Source organism: Cedecea sp. B1(4), assembly GCF_059414925.1.
Genome location: NZ_JCAHMZ010000115.1, coordinates 1 through 391, shown reverse-complemented (window position 1 = coordinate 391; position 391 = coordinate 1). Strand labels below are relative to the sequence as shown.

1 protein-coding gene is annotated in these 391 nt (G+C 70.8%); it reads right to left on the bottom strand.

Annotation, left to right across the window (positions count from 1 at the left end; translation table 11 throughout):
- A partial coding sequence (locus tag ACR6JA_RS22295) for an ATP-binding cassette domain-containing protein (RefSeq protein ID WP_494599582.1) occupies window positions 1-391 on the bottom strand: 391 nt, incomplete at both ends.

Here is a 391-nt window from a genome sequence, read left to right as displayed (position 1 = left end):
GCGTCAGCGGCGGGATCTCGACGGGCTTGTGGCCGCGCCGCTTTTCCTCGGGCAGCAGCGCGATGAAGGCGGCTTCCAGCGTGTCGGTGCCGGTGCGCTGGCGCAACGCATCCGGCGTGCCGGTGGCCAGCACGCGGCCCGCGTCCATCGCGATTAGCCAGTCGAAGCGCTGGGCCTCGTCCATGTAGGCGGTGGCGACGATCACGCTCATGCCCGGGCGGTCGCGGCGGATGTCGTTGATCAGGTCCCAGAACTGCGCCCGCGCCAGCGGGTCGACGCCGGTGGTGGGCTCGTCCAGGATCAGCAGGTCGGGGTCGTGGATCAGCGCGCAGCACAGGCCCAGCTTCTGCTTCATGCCGCCGGACAGCTTGCCGGCCGGACGCGACAGGAA